21 protein-coding genes are annotated in these 25,139 nt (G+C 54.9%); 8 read left to right on the forward strand and 13 right to left on the reverse strand.

What is annotated here, in order from left to right; all coding sequences use genetic code 11:
* The first annotated feature begins 147 nt into the window (after positions 1-147).
* The 3 genes from HMJ29_RS09710 to HMJ29_RS09720 all read left to right on the forward strand — a co-directional run bounded on the left by HMJ29_RS09710 (position 148) and on the right by HMJ29_RS09720 (position 7,844).
* A complete protein-coding gene (locus HMJ29_RS09710; RefSeq protein WP_171591294.1) occupies positions 148-5,307 on the forward strand; it encodes a hypothetical protein in 5,160 nt (1,719 codons plus the stop codon).
* Positions 5,308-5,504: 197 nt separating this feature from the next.
* Positions 5,505-6,146, forward strand: a complete 642-nt coding sequence (plsY, locus tag HMJ29_RS09715; protein ID WP_171591295.1) for a glycerol-3-phosphate 1-O-acyltransferase PlsY — start codon at positions 5,505-5,507, stop codon at positions 6,144-6,146.
* Between the two features lie 336 nt (positions 6,147-6,482).
* Positions 6,483-7,844 (forward strand): dipeptidase, encoded by a 1,362-nt coding sequence (locus HMJ29_RS09720; protein WP_171591296.1) that lies wholly within the window; start codon positions 6,483-6,485, stop codon positions 7,842-7,844.
* Positions 7,845-7,919: 75 nt separating this feature from the next.
* Here the strand turns inward: HMJ29_RS09720 and HMJ29_RS09725 are convergent, their stop codons facing one another.
* From HMJ29_RS09725 to HMJ29_RS09745, 5 genes are all read right to left on the reverse strand, one after another.
* Positions 7,920-8,630 carry a porin family protein gene (locus tag HMJ29_RS09725; RefSeq protein ID WP_171591297.1) on the reverse strand — a complete coding sequence of 237 codons (711 nt, stop codon included), beginning with the start codon at positions 8,628-8,630 and terminating at the stop codon, positions 7,920-7,922.
* Between the two features lie 99 nt (positions 8,631-8,729).
* Complete coding sequence (locus HMJ29_RS09730; protein WP_171591298.1) at positions 8,730-9,323, reverse strand: porin family protein; 594 nt, start codon at positions 9,321-9,323, stop codon at positions 8,730-8,732.
* 164 nt (positions 9,324-9,487) lie between these two features.
* The gene (locus tag HMJ29_RS09735; RefSeq protein ID WP_171591299.1) at positions 9,488-10,186 is read right to left on the reverse strand and encodes a porin family protein; all 699 of its coding nucleotides are present in this window, start codon (positions 10,184-10,186) and stop codon (positions 9,488-9,490) included.
* A 138-nt stretch (positions 10,187-10,324) separates the two neighbouring features.
* On the reverse strand, positions 10,325-10,996 hold the full coding sequence (locus HMJ29_RS09740; RefSeq protein ID WP_171591300.1) for a porin family protein: 672 nt from the start codon (positions 10,994-10,996) through the stop codon (positions 10,325-10,327).
* Positions 10,997-11,146: 150 nt separating this feature from the next.
* Positions 11,147-11,902: a porin family protein gene (locus tag HMJ29_RS09745; protein WP_171591301.1), complete on the reverse strand. Its 756-nt coding sequence runs from the start codon at positions 11,900-11,902 to the stop codon at positions 11,147-11,149.
* A gap of 267 nt (positions 11,903-12,169) precedes the next feature.
* Between HMJ29_RS09745 and HMJ29_RS09750 the strand changes: the two genes are divergently transcribed.
* Both HMJ29_RS09750 and HMJ29_RS09755 read left to right on the forward strand, forming a co-directional pair.
* Complete coding sequence (locus tag HMJ29_RS09750; RefSeq protein WP_171591302.1) at positions 12,170-13,288, forward strand: acyloxyacyl hydrolase; 1,119 nt, start codon at positions 12,170-12,172, stop codon at positions 13,286-13,288.
* A gap of 141 nt (positions 13,289-13,429) precedes the next feature.
* Positions 13,430-14,071, forward strand: a complete 642-nt coding sequence (locus HMJ29_RS09755; protein WP_171591303.1) for a DUF2306 domain-containing protein — start codon at positions 13,430-13,432, stop codon at positions 14,069-14,071.
* A 72-nt stretch (positions 14,072-14,143) separates the two neighbouring features.
* On the opposite strand, the gene HMJ29_RS09760 is transcribed toward HMJ29_RS09755, so the two are convergent.
* The 8 genes from HMJ29_RS09760 to HMJ29_RS09795 form a co-directional block, all read right to left on the reverse strand.
* Positions 14,144-14,257 (reverse strand): 30S ribosomal protein THX, encoded by a 114-nt coding sequence (locus tag HMJ29_RS09760; RefSeq protein ID WP_171591304.1) that lies wholly within the window; start codon positions 14,255-14,257, stop codon positions 14,144-14,146.
* A gap of 63 nt (positions 14,258-14,320) precedes the next feature.
* Positions 14,321-15,352, reverse strand: a complete 1,032-nt coding sequence (locus HMJ29_RS09765) for a quinone-dependent dihydroorotate dehydrogenase (protein WP_171591305.1) — start codon at positions 15,350-15,352, stop codon at positions 14,321-14,323.
* Between the two features lie 115 nt (positions 15,353-15,467).
* Positions 15,468-17,006, reverse strand: a complete 1,539-nt coding sequence (locus HMJ29_RS09770; RefSeq protein ID WP_171591306.1) for a YifB family Mg chelatase-like AAA ATPase — start codon at positions 17,004-17,006, stop codon at positions 15,468-15,470.
* A 177-nt stretch (positions 17,007-17,183) separates the two neighbouring features.
* Positions 17,184-17,768: a D-sedoheptulose 7-phosphate isomerase gene (gene lpcA, locus HMJ29_RS09775; protein ID WP_244678954.1), complete on the reverse strand. Its 585-nt coding sequence runs from the start codon at positions 17,766-17,768 to the stop codon at positions 17,184-17,186.
* A gap of 8 nt (positions 17,769-17,776) precedes the next feature.
* Complete coding sequence (locus HMJ29_RS09780; protein ID WP_171591307.1) at positions 17,777-18,187, reverse strand: hypothetical protein; 411 nt, start codon at positions 18,185-18,187, stop codon at positions 17,777-17,779.
* 132 nt (positions 18,188-18,319) lie between these two features.
* Complete coding sequence (locus tag HMJ29_RS09785; protein ID WP_171591308.1) at positions 18,320-20,167, reverse strand: ABC transporter ATP-binding protein; 1,848 nt, start codon at positions 20,165-20,167, stop codon at positions 18,320-18,322.
* A 55-nt stretch (positions 20,168-20,222) separates the two neighbouring features.
* The gene (locus HMJ29_RS09790; protein ID WP_171591309.1) at positions 20,223-20,591 is read right to left on the reverse strand and encodes an ADP-ribosylation/crystallin J1; all 369 of its coding nucleotides are present in this window, start codon (positions 20,589-20,591) and stop codon (positions 20,223-20,225) included.
* Between the two features lie 197 nt (positions 20,592-20,788).
* Positions 20,789-22,678 (reverse strand): hypothetical protein, encoded by a 1,890-nt coding sequence (locus tag HMJ29_RS09795; protein ID WP_171591310.1) that lies wholly within the window; start codon positions 22,676-22,678, stop codon positions 20,789-20,791.
* Between the two features lie 161 nt (positions 22,679-22,839).
* Here HMJ29_RS09795 and HMJ29_RS09800 point away from each other — a divergent pair, with 161 nt between their 5' ends.
* The 3 genes from HMJ29_RS09800 to HMJ29_RS09810 all read left to right on the forward strand — a co-directional run bounded on the left by HMJ29_RS09800 (position 22,840) and on the right by HMJ29_RS09810 (position 25,107).
* The gene (locus HMJ29_RS09800) at positions 22,840-23,820 is read left to right on the forward strand and encodes a GNAT family N-acetyltransferase (RefSeq protein ID WP_171591311.1); all 981 of its coding nucleotides are present in this window, start codon (positions 22,840-22,842) and stop codon (positions 23,818-23,820) included.
* A complete protein-coding gene (gene upp / locus HMJ29_RS09805; protein WP_171591312.1) occupies positions 23,808-24,515 on the forward strand; it encodes a uracil phosphoribosyltransferase in 708 nt (235 codons plus the stop codon). Before HMJ29_RS09800 ends, upp begins: the two co-directional genes overlap by 13 nt.
* A 178-nt stretch (positions 24,516-24,693) precedes the next feature.
* Entirely contained in the window at positions 24,694-25,107 is a 414-nt protein-coding gene (locus tag HMJ29_RS09810) for a hypothetical protein (RefSeq protein WP_216634106.1), read from the forward strand.
* Positions 25,108-25,139 lie beyond the last annotated feature (32 nt).

The following is a 25,139-nucleotide window of genomic DNA, read 5'->3' on the forward strand; positions in this document are numbered from 1 at the left end:
TTTGCTGTTAGGTCCTCGAAAATGGCTCTGGAAATAGTATAAAATTCAGGCTGGGTATGATTGTTGGAGGGATAGGGGCGGAGATGGCGGAAAGTGCCGGGTTTTGTCGAAATTGTAGGCGATTAATTAGGCGCTGACGGACTTAGTATGAAGCATTTTACTTTTAGATGGGTATGCGCGCTGCTGCTGGGATTGAGTACTCCGGCGTGGGCGCAGCAGACCAAACCCCAACCTTCTAAACAACCTGCCGGAACTGCACCAGCGGCTCCGGCCCTTCCCCGATTTACGGGTAAGCTGAGCAGTGACCCTCAGCAGTTTATGGTAGATGTGCAGTCAATGATGGCCACCGCCAATGTGGCCTCAGGCAAAGCTGCCGCTGCTCGTTTGCAGGAGGTGTGGGCCAGTAACCGCCTCACGGCTACCCAACAGGCTTACATTGTAGCACTCTCGCAGCAGATGTTGGCGCGCAAGTTTAAAGCTAAGCCGCACTTCGAAGCCTTCTATAACTCCATCACGGCGGGCGCCCAGGTGCAGAACTTCTCGGATGCCCAAATGACCGAGTTTCTGAACGTAGTAGGGAAAGCGCTGGCAAAGGAGCAAGCCCCCGAAGTGGAGAAGTTTCTTACAAACTCAGCCCAGTTCCTGCAAACCAAGTACCTCTACCGCTCGCGCTACAACCGGCTGCGGGTAGAGGGTGGTACGTTCAGCTACGCCTACAACGAAACGGATATGCCTTCCATGGCTCCGCCAGTAGCACCGGCCGCGCCGGCTGCGGCCGCCGTTGTATCAAAGCCGCTTAACGCTAAAGGCACGGGCAAGAAAAAAGCCTCCGATGGCTGGGACTCTACTGATATGTGGGGCGCCGATGACACGGGTAGTGCTTCTACCCCTAGTTTGGCTCCCACCTATGATACGTACATGGCGCCTACCACCCGTGGCCCGGTCCTGATTTTGAAGGATGCTGACTTGTTTATGGCCTCACCCGGCGACTCCGTCATCATTCATAAAACCAGCGGAGCCATCACCTCACAAAACCGGTTTGTAGGTTACGGCGGCCAGTACGGCTGGCAGATAAACAACAACCCCGTTACGGCCGACCTGACGAATTACAACTTCGACATCAGCAAGGCTGAATTCACGGCTCAGCCGGTTACGCTCACGTATCCGGCCGTGCTGGAGGCTCCCGTGAAAGGCTGGCTGGCCTACCGCAGCCTCAAGCGCAAAACGTCCACCGCTGATACCGGCTACCCACGCTTTATCTCGAATACCAACGACGCCCGGGTAAAAAACATCGGCGAAAACATTCGCTACTACGGCGGCTTCACGCTTTCTGGCAACCGGGCCATGTCGGCTTCGCTGGATGGGGCCCTTTCCCGGATTATTGTGGAGGTAGATGGCAAGCCCAAGTTTAAGGCTTCCTCGCTCTCTTACGCACTCGGCGACTCTATTATCAGCAGCCAGCGGGCAGCCGTTACCATTTTCCAGGACAAGCAGGACTCGCTTACTCACCCTGGGGTAAAGCTCAAGTATTCAAAGGGGCCGCAGGTACTGCAGCTCACCCGCGAGGAAGGCATGTATAAAAACACGCCTTACTACGACTCTTACCACCAGATGGAAATCACGACCGAGCTGCTCACCTGGCCGCTCCGGACGTCTAACATTGATTTCTCGATTCTAACGGCTAAAAATCAAGTTACTGCCAACTTCGAATCAAAGGAATTTTACACCAACACCCGCTATCAGCAGATTAAGTCCATCAATAAGATGCACCCCCTGCAAATGGTGGTGGGCTATAGCCAGAGCCACGGTAATACCCGGCTATTCACTATTCAAGATATGGTAACGGCGCTGAAGATCAGCCCGGAAAACCTGCGCTCGGCTATGTCGGGTCTGGCGCGTGATGGGTACGTGAAGTGGTATCCACAGACCGACCAGGTGGTGCTGCTGCCGAAGGCGTCGCACTACGTAAACTCCTCGCGGGGTAAGAAAGACTACGACCACATTGCCATTAAATCGTTGTCGCCCTCGGGTAAAAACGCCACGCTCAACTTGGCTACCAACGACCTGCTGGTGCGGGGCGTTGACCGCTTCAATTTCTCCGACGACTCCGTAACGGTATTTGTGAAGCCCGACTCCAGCGTTATCCGCATCCAGAAAAATCGGGGGGTGTTGTTTAACGGCACGGTGGTAGCCTCTGCCTTTGTTTTCAAAGGCAAAGAGTTCAAGTTCGACTATGATGGCTTCTTCATTGACCTAGTGAAGATTGACTCCATCATTGTGAAAGGCAAGGGCTCTAAAGGTTCGGTGATGAAGGCTCGCAAAGACACCGACTTCACCCTTACCAACAAGAAGAAAACCTCTTCGGGGAAGCTCTATATCAACGCGCCCAACAACAAATCAGGCCGCAAAAAGCTGGGGGCTTATCCATCCTTCGATGCCAGCACTGGGGCTTACGTGTACTTTGATAAGCCCGAAATACTGGGTGGGGCCTATGATACCACCATGTATTTCGATATCCCACCTTTCAGGCTCGACTCACTTAATAATAAAAACCGTAGTGCCGTAGGCTTCAAAGGTACATTCGTGTCGGGGGGCATTATGCCTTCCTTCAAAACCAAGCTCTCCTTACAGGATGATGGCTCGTTGGGCTTCGTGTACGACGTACCCAAGGAGGGTTTCCCGCTGTATGGCAGCAAAGGGCGTTTGTTTAACAAGGTTACTATGAGTAACCGGGGCCTGCAGGGCATTGGTAACCTGAAGTACCTGACCGGCGACTTCGCCAGCGACCAGTTCATCTTCTATAAAGACTCCGTAGTAACGGTAGGTAAGTCGGGCACTATTCTGCAGGGGCCGCTGAACGGGACTGAGTTTGCCAAGGTAACACTACAGCCCGGCTACCAAATGAAGTGGGCCGTGAAGCAGGACTCTATGTACCTGAGCAGCCAGCAGGGGCAGGGCCTAAAGATGTATGATGCCACGTATGCTTTCAAAGGTACCCTCACCTACACGCCCGGCGGCCTCTACGGCAACGGCGGCATGGATGGGCCGCAGTCTTTCATCCGCTCGGCTGGCTTTGTATTCAAGCCCACCCGCTACACGGGTAAGAACGCTACACTCAGCATCAAGTCGGCGGAAGTGAATAAGCCGGCTCTTACGGCAAACAACGTAGGCTTTACTTACGATTTGAAGGCGGGTAACACAGAATTCGCCCGCGAAGCCGGAGACAATAAATCCAGCATCGACCTGCCGTACTCGCAGTATCGCACTACGCTTTCGGGCGGTAAGTGGGACTTCAAGAAGAAGATTGTGCAGCTCAGCGTAGAAGCCGGCGCCGACTCATCGCGCTCTTACTTCTTCAGCACCAAGCCAGAGCAGCGCGGACTTAAATTTCAGGCAGCCACGGGTAAGTATGACCTGAGCCGTTACCGGCTGGTGGCGGGTGGCGTGCCCCACATTGCCGCCGCCGATGCCTGGATCATGCCCGACTCCAGCAAAGTGTACGTGCTGCCCAACGCTGAAATACGCAGCTTCCAGAACGCCGGTATTGTACTGGATACCCTGCACAAGTACCATGCGTTGTACAAGGGCGAAATAAAAATTGACTCGCGCACCTCGTTCACTGGTAACGCACTGTACAGCTACAAAAACGCCTCCGCCGACTCGTTCGCCATTAAGTTTACCAACTTTAAGGCCGACTCTGCCGCCGCTCTGGCAATGAGCGGAGCCAAGGTGGGCAAGCTGGGGAAAGGCCTTCTGAAGCGGGGGGCCAACCCCGACGATGCGCCGGTTTCGTTGCCAACAACCGCTGTGGCCAGCATTGCCGCTACCGACAAGTTCCATCTGGCTCCTCGCATTGCCTATCGCGGGGCTGTAAAAATGAATTCGCAAAAGCGGGGCTTTACCTTTGATGGACAGGCTAAGCTGGAGTTTGTGAAGAGCACCGCCGCCTCAGAGTGGTTTGCCGTGCAGGATAGCATTGACCCCAAGGGCATCCGGATTAAGCTCAACGAGCCAAAAACAGAAGACGGGACACCAATGCTCTCGGGCCTGTTCCTGTCAGAAAATTCGGGTAAGGTGTACCCGCTGTTTGTAGCGGCTAAACCTGGAGTGACGGATCAAAACGTATTCCAAGTGGATGGTACGCTTAGCTACGATCAGAAAAAGCGCATGTATGGTATCAGTCAGCACGACATCAACAGCCCTGACATCTATGAGGGCTCAGTACTGACGTTGAATGACTCTACCGGCGCCATGAACTTCCGGGGTAAGCTCAACCTCATAAATTCCAACAAAGACTATACCCTGACGGCCTCGGGCCTAGGCTATGCCAAACCCGACAGCGCTATCTATGACCTCGATACTTTCATGGCCTTCGATATTGTGCTGCCTGAGAAAGCAGTAGAAGCCATGGGCAACGACTTAGCCACCAACGCCAAGGGCCTGCCAGAAGCCCTCACTGGTTCGCAGAGCCAGCTATATAAAATGGCGGAGTTCATTGGCAACAAGGGCGTACAGGATTACAGTGCCCGCAAAGGCTCATACGTGCCCCTGCAAAAAGTGTCGCCGAAGTTCCTGCACACGGTGGTGCTCAACCAGGTAAACCTGCGCTGGAACGAGAAGCTGCGCGCCTGGTACTCAGTGGGTAAAATAGGCCTGGTGAGCGTGGGTAAGAAAGACATCAATGCCCTGATTGATGGATACATTGAAATCAAGAAGGAAAGCACCGGCGACGCTGTAGAGCTGTACCTGGAGGCCGAGCCTCAGACCTGGTACTACCTCAAGTACTCTAACAATGTAATGCTGGCCAAAGCCCAGCACGGCTCCTTCGACGAAATCATTGGTCTGAAAGCAAAAGGCGACTATAACACAGCCACGCAGTACGGCTTCTTCCTGGGCGATGACATGGAGGTGCAAACCTTCCTCAACCACTTCCGCAAAGACTACCTGAAGGAGTCGGGTAAGCGCAAGGTGAATACCACCCAACCCGTGAGTACCGGCAACTTCGATAACATGGAGGGCAATTCGAGGAAGAAAAAGAAGAAGCTCGACCCCGTAGAGGAAGCTATGCAGTCGGATGCTGGTGCCGCTCCGGCAGAGGATACCAGCAAAAAGAAAAAGAAGAAAGATGAGGCCGTAGAAGCCGCCGCACCCGTTGAGGCCGACCCCGCCGATACGGGTAAGAAAAAGAAGAAAAAGGACGAGGTGGTAGAAGCTACGCCACCCGCCGCGGCCCCTGCCGAAGACCCTAAAAAGGACACGAAAAAGAAAAAGAAGAAAGACGCCAACGACCCCTTCGGCGAAGAGTAACCCCCCAACTGCAACCGCCCCGCTAGAGCTTCTGGCGGGGCGGTTTGCTGTTAGTGGCCTAGGCCACTTTTATGCACACCTAAAGCGTAGCAAATAGCTGCTAGTGGCGCAATCGATACACCACTGCTTATTCCCTCAACACCACGGCATCAGAAACGTATCTTTACCCCATAGCTCGACATCTACCCACCTCCTGCATGAATCTCCCCCTCGTTCTAGGCCTCTTGGTGGCCGCTTACCTCATTGGCTCCATCCCGACTGCCTTATGGGTGGGGCGCTTATTTTTCGGGATTGATATCCGGGAGCACGGTTCGGGTAACTCGGGCGCTACTAACACCTTCCGGGTGTTGGGTAAGAAGCCTGGCTCTTTTGTGATGGCTATTGATGTGCTAAAGGGCTGGGCCGCTACTTCCTTGGCCTCCGTGATGCTGAACCAAGGCGCCATTCTGCCGGAGCAGCTGCTGTATTACCAAATTGCCTGTGGCGTACTGGCTGTGGTAGGCCACATCTATCCCATTTATGCCGGCTTCCGGGGTGGTAAAGGCGTGGCCACTGTGCTGGGCATGATGCTGGCCATTGCCCCGGCCACTGTGGGCGTGTGCATTCTGGTATTCATTGTCACCCTACTGATTTCGCGCTACGTTTCGCTTTCCTCTATGACGGCGGGTGTGACGTTTGCTGTGCTCCAGCTGCTGCCGCACTTCCGGCCCGATAACCAGTTGCTGGTGTGGTTTGGCTTCGTGCTGGCGGTGCTGCTGGTGTACACTCATCGTGCTAATATCGGGCGACTGCGCGCTGGTACTGAGAGCCGCGTGCCGATGCCGTGGGATAAGAAATAGTGCCCAAAAGTACACACTAAGCTCAATTACGCTTAAAATAGTGGTACAGGTTGTAGCCCAAGAATAGCAGTAAGCTGATCAAGAAAAGGCCAATCAAAATTGGGCCTACAGCAAATGCGGTATACAGCCAATCTGATCCGCCATGAGCTTGAACGCCGCTAGGATACAAACAGGCTGCAAGCAGAACTGCACAAAAGATTTTATGAAAGTGCATGGTTAGCTTATTGATAGAAGTAAAGTAGCTACTCTGCAGGTTATATGAAACAGGGGGCTACTATCCACTATCGTTTCCTTCCCTAATTTTACCCTAGCATTTCCAACTAACCCCACCGCCGCATGGCTTCTTACCTCGAACAGAACCAAGAGCGTTTTTTGAGCGAACTGATGGACTGGCTCCGCATCCCGTCGGTTTCCGCTGATCCTAAGTTTCATGGCGACGTACTGCGTGCCGCTGAGTACCTGAAAGCCCGCTTCGAGGAAGTAGGCCTGGAGAACGTGGAGCTGTGCCCCACGGCCGGCAACCCCATTGTGTACGGCGAGAAAATCATTGACCCCAGCCTGCCCACCGTGCTGGTGTACGGCCACTACGATGTGCAGCCCGCCGACCCGTACGAGCTCTGGACTTCTGGCCCCTTCGAGCCGGTTATTAAAGACGGCAAGATCTACGCCCGTGGCGCCTGCGACGATAAAGGCCAGGTGTACATGCACGTGAAGGCCCTGGAAGTGATGAACCAGGATGGTGGCGTGCCCTGCAACGTGAAGGTGATGATTGAGGGCGAGGAAGAAATTGGCTCGAATAACTTGGCCATCTTCGTGCGCGAAAACAAGGAGAAGCTCAAGGCTGATGTTATCCTGATTTCGGATACCGGCATGCTCGCCAATGACCAGCCCAGCATTGAGGTAGGCTTACGGGGCCTGAGCTACCATGAGGTGGAAGTAACCGGCCCCAACCGCGACCTGCACTCCGGTCTCTACGGCGGCGCCGTGGCTAACCCCATCAACGTGCTTTGCAAGATGATTGCCAGCCTGCACGATGAGAACAACCACATCACCATTCCGGAATTCTACAACAACGTAGCCGTACTCACGGACGAGGAACGCGCCGAACTGAACCGCGTACCGCACTCCGACGACGAGTTCAAGCAGAGCATCGGCCTGCCCGATACCTACGGTGAGAAAGGTTATACTACAGTTGAGCGCATCGGCATCCGGCCTACGCTGGACGTGAACGGCATTTGGGGCGGCTACACCGGCGAGGGCGCCAAAACGGTTATTGCCTCTAAGGCCTTTGCTAAAATCTCGATGCGCCTGGTGCCTCACCAGACCTCCGAAGAAATCACCGAAATCTTCCAGAAGCACTTCACCAGCATTGCGCCCAGCGGCGTAACGGTGGTGGTGCGGCCCCACCACGGTGGCGAGCCCGTAGTTACGCCCACCGACTCAGTGGCCTACAAAGCCGCTGCCGATGCCATGGAAATCACCTTCGGTAAGCGCCCCATCCCCACGCGCGGCGGCGGCTCCATTCCAATTGTAGCCATGTTCAAAACTGAGCTTGGTCTTGATACCGTGCTGTTGGGCTTTGGTCTCGACTCGGATGCCATTCACTCGCCCAACGAGCACTACGGCGTATTCAACTTCCTGAAAGGCATTGAGACTATCCCGCATTTCTACCGCAACTACGCGGCAGCCATAAAATAGAAAAAATAGCCAGTAGGGCACAAGAAAAGGCTCGCTTCCGATGTTGGAGGCGAGCCTTTTCTTGTGCCCTACTGGCTATTGACCACCCAACTTATAGCTGGCCTGAAGCTGCAACCCTGAGGTATAGAGACGGGTCTCGGTATTTTGCCCATACGCCCCAAGCCCGAACATGGCTGTATAGACAGAAGTAATACCTCTGCTATAGCGTATGCCAACGCTGAAGTCTTTGCTTACTTGATAGCCGATTCCGACTACCCCACTCAGGTTTACACGTTTGTAAACACCTGGAAAAGAGTAAGAGTACTTTTCACTGGTGACCTTAGTTGAGCGACCTCTTATTGCACCGCCCTCAACCTCTACTTTTTGCTTAACTAACACGTTTAGCTCAGGCCCTATTTCGAAAAATAGACTGCCGGCCGTGAAGTGTACTAGCACTGGTATATCGATATAGTTGAGCTTTGTGGCTGTCTGTGTGAAGTTTAGTACTGTGGTAGACCCAGGATATAAGGATTCTGAATAGGTACGAGTGCCCTTCATCGAGTACAGCAATTCTGGCTGTAACATAAGGGAGTTATCGTCTCGCAACCTTATCTGTGCGAAGCCACCGGCGCTGAGCCCCAGTTTATTCTTGTTGGCAACAGCCCCGGCAGGGCCAGAAACTCCAGCACCGGGGCCAACGAGTGTTGCTAGGCCAGCGCCTGCCTTTACGCCGAAGTGAAGGGATTGTGCATAACCACTTGCTGCTAAACCAATAGTGCCTAGCAAAACCAAAACAATTCTTTTCATCACAATAGTGAAGTAACTATAAATGTATAGGCGTAAGTAAATATAATGCCCAACACGGGTAAGCGCAGGGCAGTTGCTGCTTACGAAATATTTGGGTCACTATCGCCCATTCAGTGAGTAAGTTAAATATAGCTGAAATACGCTGTTACGGATGTTGTTTTGCACTTTAGTGCTGCCCACAAGAACTGATTTTTCTACGTTAGTAAATCCACCATTGTAGCGTAGGCCTATGCCTAAGCCAGTTTTACGCTGGTAGCCCAACCCGAATACATAGCCGGCATCAACCGTATTGTAACCGTTCTTTACATCAGTAGTGATGTTACTGGTTTTGTTTTTGGCTGCTATCAGGAAACCCACTTGAGGTCCTGCTTCAAAGAACAACCCGTTGGCATTTACGTGGAAAACCAAGGGCACATCTACGTAGTCGAGGTGAGTAGTAAAGTCGGCGCCCGAGAGTTTAGCGCCCTTGCGCGAGTACAGCAGTTCAGGCTGAAACGCGAACATGCGGGTGAGGCCAATGTTGGCAAATACACCCGCGTGGTACCCAACGATGCTTTTATAGCCAGAGGCCTGCTCACCCGAGAAGGAAGACAGAGAGCCGCCCACCTTCAAGCCCAGAGATACATCGCTTTGGGCCTGTACGGTGCTGGCCAGGCCTGTTAGCAGCAATCCGGAGAGGAAAATTTTCTTCATTGTAGTCGTCAAAAACACGGTAATTATTGTCGCGAAACTACGCTGAAATACTTCGTGCATGCTTCAGTAGGCCGCTTCATGTGTCTAACCCCCTAAGTTAAACGCAAAACCGCCCGGCTCCTACCAAGGAACCGGGCGGCACAAGAGCAAGTGGCCTAGAGGGCTTACTTACTGGGAATCAGATAGCCCAGGGAGAGCTGCACCGCTGAGTGGCGGGCATTAGCCAGGTCGCCGTTGAAGTAGGTGCCATTGTCGCTCTTCACAAAGTCGCTGAAGGCGCCGGTGTAGCGCAGGTTCAGGCTAAGGCCATTATCTGCTTGGTAGCCCACGCCAGCTACGTAGCCTAGCTCGCTGCGCTTAAAGCCGCTTACGTCCTTCTTGTCCTGGGTTTCCGTGACAGTAGGCGTGCCATTCGGCTGGCGCGTACGAGTGAGCTTCGTTTGGTCATTGGCGCTCAGCAGGTAAGAATACTGGGGGCCAGCTTCCACAATGAAGCCACCGGCGTTGATTTTCAGCAGCACTGGTACATCTAAGTAGTTGTAGTTCACCTTGCCTTCGCGCTTCTCGGTGTAGCCTACGCCTAAAACAGTATTGGTGTACTCGTTGGGCTTGTTTTCAAAGCCTTTCTGCGAGTACAAAATTTCCGGCTGAATGGAGAAAAACCCATCGCCGGTTACGTCGGCGTTCAGCATCACGCCACCCAAGAACCCGAACTTGTTGTTGTAGGTATTCTCGTTTTTAACGTTGCCGGCCAGGTTAGAATAGTTGGTGCCGGCACGCAGGCCCAGGCGTACTCCTTGAGCTTGGGCAGAGGTTGCTGCGGCTACGGTAAGCAAGGCAGCAGTAAGCAGTTTGTGGTTCATGGTGCAACAAAAGTTAGAGGTAGAGAAAGTGCACTGATGCAGCCTGAACTAAAAGTGTGCCAATTACACTTCAGCTTGCCAGGTAAAAGGCCGCCCCCACAGCTGAGAACGGCCTTTTTACCATGCAGCAAGGCATGGCTACTTGCTCGGAATCAGGTAGCCCAGAGAGAGTTGGAATACGGAGTTGCGGGCGTTGCGCACGTCACTATCCTGGTAGCCATCTTTACCAAAATCTGTAAAGGAGCCGTTGTAGCGCAGGCCCAAGAGCAAGCCAGCATCTGACTGAAAGCCCAGGCCGGCGGCGTACCCGATTTCATTACGGTTCACGTTGCTCAGGTCGCTGGTGCCGCTGCGCTGCGCGGCAGTGTTGCCATTAATGGAAGTCTTGGAGTCGTCCTTCACTTTGAGCAGGTAGCTATATTGCGGCCCGGCTTCTACGAAGAAGCCACCGGCGTTAATCTTCAGCAGCACCGGTACATCAATGTAATTGTAAGTCCGGTCACCCTCGTACTTAATGGTATTGCCGCCAATGTTGAACTGGCTGTCGGCGTACTTAAAGCCCTTTTGCGAGAACAGCACCTCTGGCTGCAACGACAGGAAACCATCATCGAGGAGGCCTACGTTGAGCATTAGCCCGCCATGAAAGCCTACCTTATTTTCAAAGCGGTCCTCGTCAGTTAGGTCGCCGGAGAGGTTGGAGAGGTTGGCTCCTCCCTTAATACCCAGGCGGACGCCCTGGGCGTGCGCGGCGGAGGAAGAAAGCGTGGCGGCCGCCAGCAGCGCACCAGCCACAAAAGCTGCTTTTTTCATGATGTAGCTAAAAATGAAGAGTGAAAGGAAGGGGGCAAATACTGTAGTAATACACCTTTAACGCTGGTATATGAATATTAGCGTGATTCTATAAAAAAACAGAGCCACTCCTTGAGGGAGCGGCTCTGTTGAGAATCACATACCAGACGTTTATCGGGTAGGAATCAGGTAGCCTACTTGCAGGGTAAACGCATTGTTGAAGGCTTTGGGCTCGTTGTCGGTGTTTTTGGTGTCGATGAGGGAGTTAAAGCCTCGTGCATAACGCAGGCCAAGGCTTAGGCCTCCTTCGGTCATGTAGCCAAGACCAGCCACCCCACTGATGTCAAACTGGGCTAAATCAGACTTCGATGACTCGCCGCGCTTGATGCCGCTGTAATCCAAGAAGCCACCATCATTATCGGTTTTGGTTTTGGTACCGTCCGTGTACTTAGTGGTAGTTTGCTGTTTGTTTTTCGAGCCGAACAAATAGCTAACCTGAGGGCCTAGTTCAAAGAAAAGACCACCAGCATTGATTTTGGCCAGCAGTGGCACGTCTAAGTAATGGAGTACGCGCTGCTGCTCCACCTCGCGGCTTTCTATCGTTTTGCCGTTTTCTACGCCCAGGTTGCCCGACTGGTTCGACTTAATCTCGTAGCCTTTGCGGTTGTACAACAGCTCTGGGGCAAACGAGAAGAAGCCGTCGCTGCTCAGCGGAACAGAAAGCGACACGCCCGCATTATAGCCTAGCTTATAGTCGCCTAGGTCGCTGCTGTAATTAGGGCCGGTAATCTGGCTAACATTATCACCGGAGATGTTAGAATACGTAGCACCGGCTTTTACACCGATACGAAACCCGCCCGCATCTTGGGCGTGAGCTAGAGAAGCAGCCGAAGCCAATACTAAAGTGAGAGCTGCAATTTTTTTCATGGGGATGAGGATGGGGATAACACCAATAAATACCACTTCACGGACCGACGCAGCCACGTTCTTCGTGGTTCACAGGGACTCATACCGTAAGCAATAAGTCAGGGTTGCGACTAAGTAGCCTTTTATTAGTATTAAATAAATGTTTCGTTGTATCTGGCTATGCCAAGCTTAACAGTAGTAGTACTTTATCTACGTTGGAGGCAAATAGAGTAGGTGCCCCCATCAGGCCAATTTCATTAATTTTGGCCTGCTTGCCTTCTGCTTTTTATGACGACTCGACTTGTACTGCTGCTAACAGGCCTACTTGCCACCACTGGTGCAGGCCATGCAAGAGGGCAGAGTGCTAGGCCTGTTCAGCCCACCGGCCCCGTGGTACTGGGAGCCTACGCGCAGGGTAGCTTTATACTTGCGCACACGCCCGCTGTAAAGCATCTGGCGGTTTCGCACCCCACGGGAGCAGAGTTAAACCTGCAACGCCAAACCAACGGCTCGGCGCCCTGGCACGCCTGGTACCGCTACCCTAAAGTGGGTCTCGCCTTGGTTTACTATGATTATCATAACCCCGTGCTAGGGAAGTCATATGCCGCCACGGTGTACATCAACAAGCCCTTTTTGCGCACGCAGCGCCAAGAGCTAAACTTCCGGATTGGTACTGGCCTAGGGTATTTCCCAACCCGGTATAATCAGGAAACCAACCACAAAAATACCATCGTTAGCTCCCGCCTGAATGCCACCATTCAAACGCGGCTGGAGTACGATGTGGCCGTGTCGGAGCACGTAGGCCTGTTGCTGGGGGTGGGGCTCAACCACTATTCCAATGGCGCTACCACCAAACCTAATTTCGGTATTAATCTGCCCACGGTGCTGCTGGGCCTAAACTACCACCAGCAACGGCCCTTTGCACCGCTGCCAATAGGAGAGGCTGCCATTATGCCCCCCGACCTGGGCCGCAACTTTGTGGAGCTGAGCACTACGGCCGGCGTGAAGCAGCGCAATGAAACCGACCGCACCAAGTACTGGGTCAACTCGGTGACTATTTCGGCTGGCCGCCGCGTGAATCGCAAAAGTAACTTGGTAGTAGGAGTGGAAGGATTCTACGACCGCAGCCTCCGGGCCGAACTCCTCGACACAGCCCGTACCACCGATAAGCTCCCAGACGTCAGGAAGGCCGGGGCTTACGTTGGGCATGAGCTGCTCTTTGGGCGGCTGGCATTTGTGTCGCAGCTGGGATTCTACCTCTATAATCCCTACAAGTCCAACAAGTTCTATTACGAGCGCTTAGGCTTGAAATATCGGTTTACTGAGCGTCTGTTTGGCAACGTAGACCTAAAAGTGCACCGCGGCGCCGCCGATGTGGTAGAGTTTCGCCTGGGAGTGCGGCTATAGCGCTGCACATTTCAGGAAGCCGAATGGCGGTTTCAGTAGGGGATAGTGCGGGTTGAGAAAGATGCGATTTGAGAATAGCGCAAGTAGCTGAACCTTGGAACAGATTCTTCACTGCCACTTACTGCACGCTCTTCTTAACCCATGGAAACTTTCCTGCATCTGAACCGCTGGCTGCACATTGCGGCAGGTTTTACCGGCTTCTTTGTGGCCCCCGTAGCATTGGCCGTCCGGAAGGGTGGGCCCGCGCACCGGCTCTGGGGCCGCGTGTTTTTCTGGTCGATGCTGGTGGCCGGCACCACGGCTATACTTTCTGCTTGCCTCAATGGCCTCACGTTTCTGTTGTTGACTGGGGTTTTTAGCCTGTATCTGGCGCAGTTTGGCTACCGCTCGTTGTACCACAAGCGCATGGGCACCGAGCACCAAAAGCCTGAGTTATATGATTGGAGTGTGGTAACGCTGGGCCTGCTGCTTTTCGCGGGCACCCTGGCCTACGGAATCCTGAGCCGACCATTTAACCCGGTGCCCTTGGTGTTTGGTGGCATTGGCCTACTGACGACCCTGCGCCAGCTTCGGGGGTTTATGCGCCCCGGTCCGTGGCCAGCCGGGCAGTGGCTGCGCAATCATATTTCGGGCTTTGTAGGCTCTTACATTGCCGCAGTTTCGGCTTTCTCAGCCACCAGTCTGAAGTTCATTCCCTTCCCGCTCAACTTCCTGTGGCCTACGCTGGTGCTAGTACCCGTTTTAATCTGGATGCAGCGTCGCTACCAGCCGCTAGCGGCGTAGGCCAGTAGTAGCCTCTCTGCTCAAAGCAAAAGCCCCGAGACTATACCTGGCTCGGGGCTTTTGCTTTATTTTTTATCGGTTGGTTTGGGAGCTGCAGCCTTCGCGGCGCGCCGTTTTTTTGCGGTGTACCCCGTAGCTGCCGTTGCTGCGTTTGCCTTTTTGGGTCTTGATGTCTCCTTTGCCCATAACTGCTAGTTAATTAAAGGTGAAACTGACAATTAACTAAGCTACAGCAACCGAATGGCTTTGTCAAGCCTGCACCAAGGTCTGGTTTATTCGCTTCACTAAGCCCGGGCCTTCGTAGATAAAGCCAGTATAAAGCTGCACCAAGGAGGCCCCTGCGACCAATTTCTCCTGGGCATCCTGCGGCGAGTGAATACCGCCCACTCCAATAATAGGTAGCTCACCTTGGCTATGCTGATGCAGATACCGGATAACCTCAGTGGCGCGACGACGCAGTGGCCGGCCGCTTACCCCACCTGCCCCCAGCGCGGCCACTTGGCTGGCTGGCGTCTGCAAATCGTCGCGGCTGATGGTGGTATTGGTAGCTACTAGGCCACTCAGCTGGGTTTCGCGGGCAATCAGCAGGATGTCGTCGAGCTGTCCATCCGTCAGGTCGGGGGCAATCTTGAGTAATAGTGGCCTAGGCTGGGGCAGCGACTGGTTTCGGGCCTGCACCTGCTGCAGTAGAGCAATTAGTGGTTCACGCTCCTGCAGTTGCCGCAGGTTGGGCGTATTGGGCGAGGAAACATTCACCACAAAGTAATCTACTACTTCGTGCAGAGCCTCTACGCAGGCTACGTAGTCCTGGGCCGCCTGCTCGTTGGGGGTGTCCTTGTTCTTGCCAATGTTACCCCCAATGATTATGTCGGAGCGGCGCTTCCGCAGACGGTTAGCGGCAGCCGCGGCACCTTCGTTGTTGAAGCCCATCCGGTTTACCAGCGCTTCATCTTGCGGCAGCCGGAAGAGGCGGGGCACCGGGTTGCCGGGCTGTGGCCGCGGTGTAACCGTTCCAATCTCCACAAACCCAAACCCTAGCGCTGCCAGCTCATCCGTGAGCAGGGCGTTTTTATCAAAGCCAGCTGCCAGGCCCACTGGGTTACGAAACCTAAGACCGAAGACCTCGCGCTCCAGCGTCGGATGGCGGAAGTCGTACAGGCCCCGCAGGAGCGCCGCCGTACCCGGCACCTGGTGGGCCCTCTTCAGGTTGTCGAATACCAAATGGTGGGCCCGTTCGGCATCGAGCTGGAAGAACAGGGGTTTCAGCAGCGCTTTATACATAGCCCTGTAAAGGTAGAGGTGAATTTGCGAAATGGTGAGTTGGTGACTGAGTGAGGTGTCATTGCGAGGACGCAGGACGAAGCAATGACACCTCACTCAGTCACCAACTCACCACCTAACCGGCCCAGCCTTCGCGGTCCAGGCTGCGGTACTGAATGGCTTCGGCGAGGTGTTCAATGCGGATTTCCTCTGCGTCGGCGAGGTCGGCAATAGTGCGGGCTACTTTCAGTATTCGGTCGTAGGCTCGGGCAGAGAGGCCTAGGCGCTCCATGGCCGTTTTCAGCAAGGCTAGGCCGGCCTGATCAATGCGGCAGATATCTTTTACCATCTGCGAGGGCATCATGGCGTTAGAATGGATTTCCGAAAACTCCTGAAAGCGCGCAGCTTGTTGCTGCCGGGCCTTTTCCACGCGCTGCTGAATATCCTGGCTGTTTTCTGCGCGGCGCGTTTCCGTCATCTGATCAAATGTAACGGGCGTTACCTCTACGTGCAGGTCAATTCGGTCGAGGAGGGGGCCGCTTACCTTGTTCAAGTAGCGCTGCACCACGCCGGGCCCGCACACGCACTCTTTCTCCGGGTGGTTATAATACCCACAGGGGCATGGGTTCATGCTGGCAATAAGCATGAAGTTAGCCGGGAAGTCAATGCTGAGCTTGGCCCTGGAGATAGTAACCCGGCGCTCCTCCAAAGGCTGGCGCATTACCTCAAGCACCGTGCGCTTAAACTCCGGTAGCTCATCCAAAAACAGAACCCCGTTATGCGCCAGTGAGATTTCGCCCGGCTGTGGGTTGCCGCCACCCCCTACCAGCGCCACATCCGAAATAGTATGGTGCGGGCTGCGAAATGGGCGGTTATTCAGTAGGGAGCTGTTAACCCCCAGCTTGCCCGCCACCGAATGAATTTTAGTGGTTTCCAGGGCCTCCTGCATGTTCAGGGGCGGCAGAATGCTAGGCAGGCGCTTGGCCAGCATGGTCTTGCCCGCGCCGGGAGGGCCTATCATGATTACGTTATGACCGCCCGCCGCCGCTATTTCCAGGGCGCGCTTGATATTCTCTTGGCCCTGCACGTCGGCAAAGTCGGCGGCGTATTGATTGGCTGTGTGCTGAAACACGTTTCGCGTGTCAATAACCACGGGCTCTATCGTCTGGCGGCCTTCCAGAAAGTCTACGGCTTCCTGCATCGTCTCCACCGGAATTACATCAAGGTTGTTGACAATGGCTGCTTCCTGGGCATTCTCTTTCGGCAGAATCAGGCCCTTAAAGCCTTCTTTTCGGGCCTGAATAGCAATGGGCAGTACACCCCGAATGGGGCGTAAAGCGCCATCGAGGGCCAACTCACCCATTACCACATACTCGCTCAGGCGCTCAGTGTTGAGCTGCTGTGAGGCGTGCAGAATGCCCAGGGCAATGGGCAAATCATACGAGGACCCTTCCTTCCGGATGTCGGCCGGGGCCATGTTTACTACCACCTTGGTACGGGGCATGCGGTAGTTGCGGAACTTGAGTGCGGCCTCCACTCGCTGCTGACTCTCCTTGATGGCATTATCCGGGAGGCCCACTACAAAAAAGCCCGTTCCCTGTGATACAACTACTTCAATGGTAATAGTATAAGCATTAACCCCTTGCACGGCAGAGCCGAAGGTTTTAGTAAGCATAAATCAAGCTGAATAAGCGGTAAGAATCAGAAACTTCCCCGATAGTGAGTTTACCAGGCTGACGACAAAACTAGGCCACTCTAAACAGAATAAAAGGGCTTACCGCTGGGCTACGGACACTGCTCGACCAGTGTGTTCTGCCCATCGATAAACCCTTCTGTTTGCCTGCTGAAAACCTTATTTTACTAGTTGCTCAATCAGTAGTATCATAATATGAATAGCCTTGATGTGCACCTCCTGGATGCGGTCGGCGTAGCCGGTATGGGCTACCCGTATCTCCACATCGCTGAGGCCGGCCAGCTTGCCGCCGTCCTTGCCCGTGAGGCTTACTACTTTCATGCCGGCCGCCTTAGCCGCTTCGGCTGCCAACAGAATATTGGGCGAGTTACCGCTGGTACTAATAGCGAGCAGTACGTCCTCGGGCCGCCCAAGGGCCTCTACGAAACGGCTGAATACACGGTCATAGCCAAAATCGTTGGCTACGCAGCTCATGTGGGAGGCCTCAGTGAGGGCAATGGCAGCCAGGGCACGGCGGTTCTGGCGGTAGCGGCCCGTCAGCTCCTCGGCAAAGTGCTGGGCATCGCAGAGGCTGCCGCCATTACCACAGGTTAAAATTTTACCACTGCTGTTGAGCGAGTCGGCCATTAAGCGGGCGGCCTGCTCAATGGCCTGCAGGTTAGCGGGCTCCTGCAGAAAACGGTCAAGAACGGCGCGGGCTTCCGTTAGCTCGGCCTGGATGATATCGGTAAGCAGTTCAGACACGGGAAAAATTAGGTCAGGGGCTGGCCCGAGGGGTCGTAGGGGGTAGAGGATGGCGGCGTAGTAGGGGTCACGTAGCCGTCGGGAATGGTGGTGGTGCCGGTGCGGGCACCCGTGCTGGGCACGCGGTCAGCAAGGCGCTGCTGCTCCATCTGCTGGTCATACAGGCGGGCTTTCAGCTCGTTGATTTTGCTTTCGCGGGCCGTTACTTCGCGGCGCAGCAGTACACTATCAAGGTTCTCGGTAATGAGCTGCAGGCCTAACAGAATGACGGCCGCAATAAAGAGTGTGAAGAACAACGACTCCGGCGAGCCGGCCATATTAGCGAAGGAGTTGCGTACGGCTGGGCTAAGCAGAATCAGCAGCGCCAGCAGCAAAAACACCATTACCAGAATTGTAACCAGACGTTTGATAGCGAGCATGGAGTTCAGAAGCTAAGGAGAAAACTAGGGCTATACTACGCAGAAGCGCAGTTCCCGGACTAAATATAGTGTTTTGCCATTGCCTCCGGCTTGTTCTAGCGTTCAGCTTCACCTCACTGCCACCAATTCTGGTTAAACCAAGGCGGCGTTGGTGGTTTGCATCAGGCTAAGGCGCTTGTAGAGGCCTCCCTCATGGCGGACGAGCTCTTCGTGCGTACCGCGCTCCACAATGCGGCCGTGCTGCAACACTACAATCTCATCGGCGTGCTGCACGGTGCTTAGCCGGTGCGCAATGACCAGAGAGGTGCGATTCTGCATGAGGCGCGTAAGGGCTTCTTGCACCAGCTTTTCACTTTCCGTATCGAGGGCGGAAGTGGCCTCATCCAGAATCAGGATGGGTGGGTTGCGCAGAATAGCGCGGGCAATACTCAGGCGCTGGCGCTGCCCACCCGAAAGCCGGGAGCCCCGGTCGCCAATCATCGTCTGGTACCCTTCCGGCGTGGCCGTAATGAAGTCGTGGGCGTTGGCAATACGGGCGGCTTCTATTACCTCGGCTTCGGTGGCCTGAGTATTGAAACGGATGTTGTTGAAAATAGTATCGTTGAACAGAATGCTCTCCTGAGTCACGATGCCCATCTGGTCGCGGACGGAATGAATAGTGCAGTCACGCACATCGTGGCCATCAATGAGCATCTGGCCGCCGGTGGGGTCATAGAAACGTGGCAGCAGGTCAGCGAGGGTGCTTTTGCCGCCGCCGCTGGGGCCTACCAGCGCTACCGTCTTGCCTTTCTTGATGGTGAGGTTTATGTCTTGCAGCACGGGCGTATCGCCGTAGGCAAACTGCAGGTTGCGCAGCTCAATCTGCTGCTCGAAGGGTGGCAGCACCTGCGCGTTGGGCTTGTCGCGGATGGCGGGCTCAGTATCGATGATGCTCAGCACCCGCTCACCCGCCACTAGGCCCCGCTGAATGTTGCCAAACGACGAGGACAGAGCCTTGGCCGGCGTAAGCACCTGCGAAAACAGAATTACATAGCCAATAAACGTTTCGCCTGTTAGGTTTGACTGCCCACCCAAAATTAGGGTGCCGCCAAAGTACAGTAAGCCGGCCACTACCGAAACGCCGGCAAACTCCGAAAACGGCGAGGCTAAGTCGCGGGTGTTATCAATGGCGCGGGAGGTGTGAGCGTACTGGTCATTCTGATCTTCAAACTTACCCTTGATGTATTCCTGAGCATTGAAGGCCTTGATTACCCGAACTCCGCCCAGCGTTTCATCAATCACCGATAGCATGGTACCCAGGGTGCTTTGGCTTTGCTTGGCCTGCGTGCGCAGCCGCTTAGAGACACTGGCAATGATGCCTCCCGAAATAGGTAGCAAAACCAGCGTAAATAAGGTAAGGGGCACCGATATGTAGAACAGCAGAGCAAAAAATGCTACGATTTTAAATGGCTCTTGAATAACTGCTGTGAGCGTATTCACAACGGAGGTCTCTACTTCTTGCACATCGCTGGTAAAGCGCGACATGAGGTCACCTTTTCGCTCGTTGCTGAAAAAGCTCATTTGCAGACCTAGGATGCGGTGATATAAATCGCGGCGCAAATTGCTAATAACGCGCGCCCTCACTTTGGCCAATAAGCGCAGGCTGAGGTAGCGGAATACGTTGCTGAGCAACACAGATACTACCACGATGGCACAGACAAACCCCAAGGCGCCTAACTTACCCTGTGATACTAGTACATCGGCGAAATAGTAGTTAAACGTATCACGGATCCAGTCAAGACTAAACTGGAAAGCTGGTATATGCTCCGGAGCCTGCAAGGGTACTTTATCGGTCTTGTCAAACAAAACCTTCAGCAGAGGAATGATAAGTGTAAAGTTAGCCAGGCCGAAGAACGTACCCAACACGGTGTATATCAGGTACTGCGGCAGAAAAGCGGCCCAGGGCCGCGCGTATTGCAGAATGCGGAGGTAGGTTTTCATCGGAAGCGGCAAAGGTAGTGCATTCCGAGTGGCACTGGGTTCGCTGCCATCACGGCTAGTGGCCTAGGCTACCTTGCAGCATGCTCACAATCTCAATCTGACCAATGAGCTGTTGGTTGAAGTCAGCTAACTCCTCGGCTGGTACGCAAAGGGCCTCTTGTTCTAAGCCGCCCACCGTAGTGCGCATGGGGAAGCAGGCGGCGTATTCGGCATCAATGGCAAAGCGCAGCACGTAGGCCACCGCTCCTGAAGCGCCCGATTGGCTTACTAACCTCGCCGCATATTCTTCCCGAAGGGTAGGGCAGAAGCTAGGCCACTCCGGCTGCCGCGCCGGAAACGCCAGCCAGCCTGAGGCCGCAATCAGGTCCAGCTCCTGCTGATCAACGGGCCAATATAGGAGTAGAGCCTGTGGTTCGTGGCGCATTGTGTTTGGGGCAGGAGGTGATTAGGTGAGGTAGTGATAACAAGAAGTGGAGACAGACTGGCCTAGAAACAAAAAAAAGACGTCATGCTGAGCGCAGCCGAAGGATCTCGCGTGCTGATGTTGGAATAGTAACCAGACATCAATACGCGAGGTCATTTGGCTGCGCTCAGCATGACGGTAGTAGGAAGCCGACTGGCCTAGAACTCGTGCAGACGCTGGGCAATGTTCCAGCGCAGGGCCACTGACGCCAGCACTCCGCCATCGGCGGTGAAATAGGCAACGGGCTGATCGAGGGTGCGATGGCGGTAGATAACTTTGCCATCCAAAAATAGGTTGTGCGCTGCCTGGTAGCTGGCCGTGAAGTCGCCGTGGAAGAGGTAAGAGGTAATGCCTGAGCCCACCTTATACCCGTACTCCTGTGAGCGAGTGGTGTAAGGTAAATTGGGGTTCGAGCCGAAGTTTTGGCCATTAGGGTCGAGGCCCTGTTTCACGTAGAAGCCTTTAGCCACCACATTCAGGCGTGGCAGGGGCTGGTAGCTCACAATACCAATCAGCTCCCACAGATTAGCTCCCATGGGGTGCGCCAGAGGCTGCTGGTAGTGCTGGTAGTTTCGGAATTTATCTTCATGTTGATAAATAAAGGGGCGGAGGAAGTTGAATTCTCCCTGAATATCGAGGTTTCGAATACCTGCCACGTTGATATACTTACCACCCAACTGAATGCTCTGCTTGTTGGCCCACCAGCCATCGCCCGCCCGTATCTCGCTGAGCACAAACTCATCAAGCACTAACTGTCCGTAGAGCTGCACCTGGCGCTTGATGTTCCACTTGAAGTCGAGGCCTAGCAGAGCGTTGTCCTCGGAGCCGGTGCCCTGTTCTACTGCCCTGTAGAAGATAATGGGATTGAGGTATTGCAGTTCAAATCCGCGGCGGCGGGGCTGAGTTACCTGCTGCTGCACGCCCCCACGGGTAACCAACAGGGTGTCGTTGGTGGAGGAATAGCCGCTGTATACCACGCTTTCGAACACGCCCACGTTCAGGTTGGGCAGCACATCAAAGCTCAAATGATGGAAGGCAAGGTACTTCCGGTCGTAAGAAGCATCCACGTTCGGCGCGTCGGCCGTCATTTGGGCAAACAGGTTCTCGTAGTGGAATTTCCACACCCGCGTGTTCACCTTCAGGAACAGATACGGAGCCGCGTAATCTGATAAGATCAGGCTGCGGTAGCCGTTGCCAATCTGGTTGCGGTCGTGGCCTAGCTGCAGGCTGATGTGCTTGCTGGCGGCGTACGTGAGGTAGCCCCGCGCCGAAAGAAAGTCGTACTGGCCCGTAGCGGTTTTAAATGGCTTCCAGAACCCCTCGTGCGGCACGGCTTTGTCGCGCTCAACCCGGTCCTGCACGTACTGGGGCACGGCCATCTGGTTGTCGGCCAGAAAAGTGTAGAAGCCCAGGCGCTGGTCAATGGTACCCTCTACCTGCACGCCGCGGGTGTTCAGGAAACTGTAGCTCTTCACCCCATCGTTGTTGCCCAGGCTAAGGCCTAGCACGGGGTTTACGCGCAGCGAGAAGTTGGGCAGCTCCAGGCTATACAAGTCGGAGCGCCGCTCGTAGAAGTGCTTGAGGATAGGCTCGGGCCGCAGGTTAGTAGCGGAGTCCAACCGGGCGTCGTGCCAGTTATCGCGCAGTAAGTAGCGCACATTGAACCGGTCTTGGCGAGAGAGGCCCGCCGAAGAATCCTGCAGAATTCGCTCGGCTAACCGGGCTACGGCGGCGCGGGTGTAGGGCCGCACCGAGGTATGAATATCGCCCAGAGAATCGGAGCCGTATTGAATGGCGTATCGATCAATCAGGCGGTAGATATCGGCATCAAGGGGCACGTAGGTGGTGCCCATAGTGGTTTTGGCCGGCTTGCCCGAAGCGCTATTCTGGGCGGCCGGTTGGGCGGGCTGGGGCGCCTGGGGCGGCTTGTCGTAGGTCAGCCAGTTACCCTGCCCATCGGTGGGGCGGGTAGTAGGGGTATCCTGGGCTACGGCTGGTGCCGCCAGCAGACTCACTAAACCCAGAAAAAGGAGGTAGGAATTTCTCATAAGCAGAGCCCTTTACGCCGAAACTGACGGGCGGGTCGGCAAACCTACGCAGGATCAGCAAGAGTGGAATGAGGACCCAACGAATGAGGCTAGAAAAATCGTCTGTGACTGGCCTAGGAAAGCTGAGCAACCTCCTGAGCTCTTACCTTTGGTACATGTGCTTGCGTCGCGTTCTATTCCGCCATCATGAAATTGACTTGATTGCCTGGGACGCCTGCGTAGCGGCGGCCCGTGAGGTGGTGCCCTATGCCCATTCCTGGTGGCTGCAGGCCACCGCAGGCCGCTGGGACGCGCTTATAACAGTAGACGACGAGTCGGGACAATACTTGGCGGTTTGGCCCCTGCCGGTAAAGCGCCGCCTGTGGGGCCGTGAAGTGTATCAGCCTCCTTTCACGCAACAACTTGGCCTTGTACAGAGGGCTTCTTGGCTTGAGCTACCTCGTATAAGCCCACTGGATAAGGCGAGTGTGACCCATCTAGCCAGCCGCTACCGGCAGTTCTATACTCAGCTCAACGACGCTAATCATCTGCCTGCCCGGCCAGCTGAGGGTGTAGGCCAGTCAGTTGCACTCGTCCGGCAACGCTACACCTATCATCTGCCCCTCGGAGTGGCCTACGACGTGTTACGCGCCGGCTACACGGCCGATTACCGCCGCCGGCTTCGGCTTCAGGAAACAGCTACTTCTCCGTTGCGCGTCACTTCCACAACCCAAGCAGCGCCGCTACTCACGTTGTTTCGTGCTACTAAAGGAAGGGCGGCTGGTTTAAAAGCCCGTCACTACCGCATCCTGCGCCGATTGGTAGCCGAGCTGCAGGCCCGGCAGCTATTGGAAATAGTAGAAGTGCACGAGCCGGCTACCCAGGAGCTGTTGGCGGGGGCGCTGTTCGTCAGGTACCGGACCCGATTGATTTACCTGTTTGCGGCGGCTTCGGAAGCCGGCAAAAAGGCCGGGGCTCCACTGCTGTTGCTTGACCACCAAATTCGGCGGTACGCAGGCACTCCCCAGCTTATTCTTGACTTTGAAGGAGGAATGATACCCTCAATTGCCCGTTTTTTTGCCAATTTCGGGGCCACGCCCATACCGTATGCGGCCCTTTCCTTCACCTCTCCACAACCCTGGTACCTATCATGGATGCGCTAAAGCCTACTTCCCCCGATTCTCTAGCTGCTACGGGTGCCCCGTCTGAGCCCAGCCGTGTTCATGTGGTCTGCGCTGAGCCTTCCATTGCCAATCATTTTCTGGCCGAGCTGCGCGATGTGACTGTGCAGCAAGACTCGCTGCGCTTCCGCCGCAACCTGCAGCGCCTCGGCGAAATCATGGCTTACCGCATCAGCTCCCAACTGAGTTACACCGATAAAACCGTGCACACCCCGCTGGGAGAATCCAGCAGCAAGCACCTCCACGATTTTCCTGTGCTGGCTACAGTACTGCGGGCAGGCTTGCCATTCCACCAAGGCTTCCTGAATTACTTTGATCAGTCACCCTCGGCCTTTGCGGCTGCTTACCGCATTGAGGGCACAGCCCAGGTACAAGTGCAGGTTGATTATCTGTCGGCCCCCAGCCTTGATGAGCGCGTGCTGATTCTGGCCGACCCTATGTTGGCCTCTGGTAAGTCATTGGTGCAAACCTACCGCGCTATGCTACGCTTCGGCACACCCCGCCAGGTGCACATTGCCGCCGTTATTGCCAGCCCCCAAGGCGTAGAGTACGTGACCCGCGAAGTGCCCGAAGCCAATCTGTGGGTGGCAGCCATCGACGACCACCTCAATGCCCAGGCCTACATCGTGCCCGGCCTCGGCGACGCCGGTGACCTGTCGTACGGCAGCAAGCTCTAGGCCACTGCAGCAACTAGCCAGCAGACCGGGAAAGGGTAAGGTATTTGCGGGGCTGTAACGTTTTGTAGGGAAGGCAACGTTTTTTTGCCCTTGCGCATTCTTAGGAGTACTAAGTAGTTTCAGTTAAGCATCAGTGGTTCCGGTTTTCTTAAAATACGCGTCGGTTTTCCTGCTCAGCATGTTCAAGTTTGTGGCAGGGCCTGTTGCGGGCATTGCAGCCGGCCTGCCCATGATGTTGGTCTGGGGCCTATCTGTTACGGGGATGATGACAACCGTTGTTATTATTTCCGGGGTGGGGCAGGCGTGGGCATTGCATCAGCGCCGCAAACGCAAGCAAAAGGGCAAGCCACTTTTCAGCCGAAAGAGCCGCGTGATTGTGCGCATTTACCGGAGTTTTGGCATTGTGGGCATTGCCTTTCTCACGCCCATTCTGTTCAGTCCCATTGGCGGAACCGTTATTGCCACTCAGCTGCACGTGCCGCGCTGGCGTATTCTGGTGCACATGCTCTGGAGCGCAGTGCTGTGGGGTGGCATGTTTACTATGCTAGCCATCCGCTTCAGCCACCTACCCATCTTCGACCACTACCGGTGAGTGAGATGCCCTAGGCCTGTCATGGCGAGCAG

This window comes from Hymenobacter taeanensis, assembly GCF_013137895.1.
Taxonomy (GTDB): Bacteria; Bacteroidota; Bacteroidia; order Cytophagales; family Hymenobacteraceae; genus Hymenobacter; species Hymenobacter taeanensis.

Excerpts from the sequence above, each read along its gene's own strand:
- HMJ29_RS09790 (WP_171591309.1), bottom strand. The coding sequence starts at position 20,591 with ATGCGCCACGAACCACAGGCTCTACTCCTATATTGGCCCGTTGATCAG.
- upp (WP_171591312.1), top strand. The coding sequence starts at position 23,808 with ATGGATGCGCTAAAGCCTACTTCCCCCGATTCTCTAGCTGCTACGGGT.
- HMJ29_RS09770 (WP_171591306.1), bottom strand. The coding sequence starts at position 17,006 with ATGCTTACTAAAACCTTCGGCTCTGCCGTGCAAGGGGTTAATGCTTAT.
- HMJ29_RS09710 (WP_171591294.1), top strand. The coding sequence starts at position 148 with ATGAAGCATTTTACTTTTAGATGGGTATGCGCGCTGCTGCTGGGATTG.
- HMJ29_RS09750 (WP_171591302.1), top strand. The coding sequence starts at position 12,170 with ATGACGACTCGACTTGTACTGCTGCTAACAGGCCTACTTGCCACCACT.
- HMJ29_RS09745 (WP_171591301.1), bottom strand. The coding sequence starts at position 11,902 with ATGAAAAAAATTGCAGCTCTCACTTTAGTATTGGCTTCGGCTGCTTCT.
- HMJ29_RS09765 (WP_171591305.1), bottom strand. The coding sequence starts at position 15,352 with ATGTATAAAGCGCTGCTGAAACCCCTGTTCTTCCAGCTCGATGCCGAA.
- HMJ29_RS09795 (WP_171591310.1), bottom strand. The coding sequence starts at position 22,678 with ATGAGAAATTCCTACCTCCTTTTTCTGGGTTTAGTGAGTCTGCTGGCG.
- HMJ29_RS09785 (WP_171591308.1), bottom strand. The coding sequence starts at position 20,167 with ATGAAAACCTACCTCCGCATTCTGCAATACGCGCGGCCCTGGGCCGCT.
- HMJ29_RS09730 (WP_171591298.1), bottom strand. The coding sequence starts at position 9,323 with ATGAAGAAAATTTTCCTCTCCGGATTGCTGCTAACAGGCCTGGCCAGC.
- HMJ29_RS09780 (WP_171591307.1), bottom strand. The coding sequence starts at position 18,187 with ATGCTCGCTATCAAACGTCTGGTTACAATTCTGGTAATGGTGTTTTTG.
- HMJ29_RS09755 (WP_171591303.1), top strand. The coding sequence starts at position 13,430 with ATGGAAACTTTCCTGCATCTGAACCGCTGGCTGCACATTGCGGCAGGT.
- HMJ29_RS09760 (WP_171591304.1), bottom strand. The coding sequence starts at position 14,257 with ATGGGCAAAGGAGACATCAAGACCCAAAAAGGCAAACGCAGCAACGGC.
- plsY (WP_171591295.1), top strand. The coding sequence starts at position 5,505 with ATGAATCTCCCCCTCGTTCTAGGCCTCTTGGTGGCCGCTTACCTCATT.
- HMJ29_RS09720 (WP_171591296.1), top strand. The coding sequence starts at position 6,483 with ATGGCTTCTTACCTCGAACAGAACCAAGAGCGTTTTTTGAGCGAACTG.
- HMJ29_RS09810 (WP_216634106.1), top strand. The coding sequence starts at position 24,694 with ATGTTCAAGTTTGTGGCAGGGCCTGTTGCGGGCATTGCAGCCGGCCTG.
- HMJ29_RS09740 (WP_171591300.1), bottom strand. The coding sequence starts at position 10,996 with ATGAAAAAAGCAGCTTTTGTGGCTGGTGCGCTGCTGGCGGCCGCCACG.
- HMJ29_RS09725 (WP_171591297.1), bottom strand. The coding sequence starts at position 8,630 with ATGAAAAGAATTGTTTTGGTTTTGCTAGGCACTATTGGTTTAGCAGCA.
- HMJ29_RS09735 (WP_171591299.1), bottom strand. The coding sequence starts at position 10,186 with ATGAACCACAAACTGCTTACTGCTGCCTTGCTTACCGTAGCCGCAGCA.